The following is a 2962-nucleotide window of genomic DNA, read 5'->3' on the forward strand; positions in this document are numbered from 1 at the left end:
CGCGGGAATCGCGGGGCCGCCGTCCGGTGAACGACCGGGGAGGACTACTCGGAGGCCGCGGTCTTGATCTCGATGGCCGCCTTGACCAGGCCCGCGAACAGCGGGTGCGGGCGGGTCGGACGGGACTTCAGCTCCGGGTGGGCCTGGGTGGCCACCAGGTAGGGGTGCACCTCGCGCGGGTACTCGACGTACTCGACCAGGTCGCCCTTGGGCGAGAGGCCGGAGAACTCCAGGCCGGTCTTCTCCAGGTCCGCGCGGTAGGCGTTGTTCACCTCGTAGCGGTGGCGGTGGCGCTCCTCGACGTACTGCTCGCCGCCGTAGACCTCACGGACGATCGAGCCCTCGGCGAGCTTGGCCGGGTACAGGCCCAGGCGCATGGTGCCGCCCAGGTCGCCCTTGCCGTCGACGATGGCCAACTGCTCGGCCATCGTGGAGATGACCGGGTGCTTGGCGGCGGCGTCGAACTCGGTGGAGTTGGCCTCGGGCAGGCCGGCCAGGTTGCGGGCCGCCTCGATGACCACGCACTGCAGGCCCAGGCACAGGCCCAGCAGCGGCACCTTGTTCTCGCGGGCGAAGGTGATCGCGCCGACCTTGCCGTTGACGCCGCGGTCGCCGAAGCCGCCGGGGATGCAGATCGCGTCGACGTCGCCGAGCTGCGCCCGGGCGCCCTCGGGGGTCTCGCAGTCGTCCGAGGTGACCCACTTGATCTCGACGCGGGCGTTGTTGGCGAAGCCGCCGGCGCGCAGCGCCTCGGTCACCGACAGGTACGCGTCCGGCAGGTCGATGTACTTGCCGACCAGGGCGACCTTGACGATGTGCTGCGGCTCGTGGACGCGGCGCAGCAGGTCGTCCCAGGTGGTCCAGTCGACGTCGCGGAACGGCAGGTCCAGGCGGCGCACCACGTACGCGTCCAGGCCCTCGCCGTGCAGCACCTTGGGGATGTCGTAGATCGACTTGGCGTCGATGGCCGCGACCACGGCCTCCTCGTCCACGTCGCACATCAGCGAGATCTTGCGCTTGATCGCCTGCGGGACCTCGCGGTCGGCGCGCAGCACGATCGCGTCGGGCTGGATGCCGATGTTGCGCAGCGCGGCGACGGAGTGCTGGGTGGGCTTGGTCTTCAGCTCGCCCGAGGGGCCGATGTACGGCAGCAGGGAGACGTGCACGAAGAACACGTTGTCCCGGCCGACCTCGTGGCGGACCTGGCGGACGGCCTCCAGGAACGGCAGCGACTCGATGTCGCCGACGGTGCCGCCGACCTCGGTGATCACCACGTCGACGTCCTCGGTCGCCATCCGGCGGATCCGGGACTTGATCTCGTTGGTGATGTGCGGGATGACCTGGACGGTGTCGCCCAGGTACTCGCCGCGGCGCTCCTTGGCGATGACCGTCGAGTACACCTGGCCGGTGGTGACGTTCGCCGAGCCGTGCAGGTTGGTGTCCAGGAACCGCTCGTAGTGACCGATGTCCAGGTCGGTCTCGGCACCGTCGTCGGTGACGAACACCTCACCGTGCTGGAACGGGTTCATGGTGCCCGGGTCCACGTTGAGGTAGGGGTCGAGCTTCTGCATCGTCACGCGCAGGCCGCGGGCCTTGAGCAGCGCGCCGAGGCTGGAGGCGGTCAGCCCCTTTCCGAGCGAAGAGGCGACACCCCCGGTGACGAAGAGGTGCTTGGTCGTCACGGCGCGGCCGTTCGCTGCCTTGCCGGAATGGGGCTGTGCCAAGAGGGGGCTCCCGTGGGTCGCGTGTCGAAGCAGACGTGGGCGGGAGGCTCGGGGTTCGCCGTGACGGGAGGCCGGCTCGGTGCGCGGCGCTCACTGGGTCGTCGGTTCGGCTGGTCCGGGGCGTTTGATCCCGCCGGTCCACGGGATACCAGGGTATCAGCGACGCGACCCGGATGCCGATCGAGGCACGCGCACCGCGCCGGGAGCGCGCGCGGGGCGCACCACCGGCGCATCACGCGCCGCAGGTTTCACACCGGTCGCACAACCCACCGGACCGGGCCAGAGCGCGGTGTCCGTCCGGACCATCCCGGCTCCTCCGCCCGGGCCAGACGGAGGTGATCCTTCCGGACCATCCTGCGCCGCGCCCTCGCGATGCACGGCATTTCCGCCGAATTGCGGCGCCACACCGGGCTGCGTCCGCGTGCTTCGCCCCTTTCGTCCGTCGTAAGCTGCTCGGACGCATCGCCGACAGCACGAGCACGCGGAGGGCGTGGGAGGGTCAGGACACTCCCGGTCCCCGATGCGCGACCGGACCTCCCCGTATTCCCGCTCATCCCCACCCACTCCAGGGGCTCGACCGAGCCCCGCGGACACTCCAGCAGGGCCTGCCACCACCCCCGGCAGGCCGGACGTCCCGGGGTGGACCTCCGGCCCCGCAGACCGCTCGCTCCCTCCGCTCGCCGATGCCCTGACCACATTGCGAACTGGAGATCCACGTGGCCGGCCGTATCGAGGACTACGCACTCATCGGGGACATGCAGACCGCTGCCCTGGTCAGCAGGGACGGGGCGGTGGACTGGCTCTGCCTTCCCCGCTTCGACTCGCCGGCGGTGTTCGCCGGCCTGCTCGGCACCGATGAACACGGCTTCTGGCGGATCGGCCCGGCCGAGGCCGTCGTCACCTCGGTCCCCGTCCCCGCGACGGCCCCGGCCCCCTCGCCCGCACGGGTCCGCATCGCCGAGACCGCCGACCTGCGGGTGCCCCCGCCCACCGCCGCCGCCCCGGCCGTGCCCGCCGACCGCCGCCGCTACCGGGGCGACTCGCTGATCCTGGAGCAGGAGTGGGACACCCAGGGCGGCACCGTCCGGGTGATCGACTTCATGCCGCCGCGCCCGCTGGCCGGCAAGGACGCCGTCCCCCAGGTGATCCGGATCGTCGAGGGCGTCTCCGGCACCGTGCGGATGCGCTCCGCGCTGCGGATGCGCTTCTCCTACGGCCGGGTGGTGCCCTGGGTGCAC

The 2962-nt window shown here is 71.5% G+C and carries 2 protein-coding genes; one reads left to right on the forward strand and one right to left on the reverse strand.

What is annotated here, in order from left to right:
* Positions 1 to 44: 44 nt before the first annotated feature.
* Positions 45 to 1682 carry a CTP synthase gene (locus ACFU6K_RS35490; protein ID WP_380670220.1) on the reverse strand — a complete coding sequence of 546 codons (1638 nt, stop codon included), beginning with the start codon at positions 1680 to 1682 and terminating at the stop codon, positions 45 to 47.
* A gap of 752 nt (positions 1683 to 2434) precedes the next feature.
* Here ACFU6K_RS35490 and ACFU6K_RS35495 point away from each other — a divergent pair.
* The coding region (locus tag ACFU6K_RS35495; RefSeq protein WP_380670222.1) for a trehalase-like domain-containing protein at positions 2435 to 2962 on the forward strand (528 nt) is incomplete at its 3' end.

It is taken from the genome of Kitasatospora sp. NPDC057512 (assembly GCF_042802135.1).
Lineage (GTDB): Bacteria > Actinomycetota > Actinomycetes > Streptomycetales > Streptomycetaceae > Kitasatospora.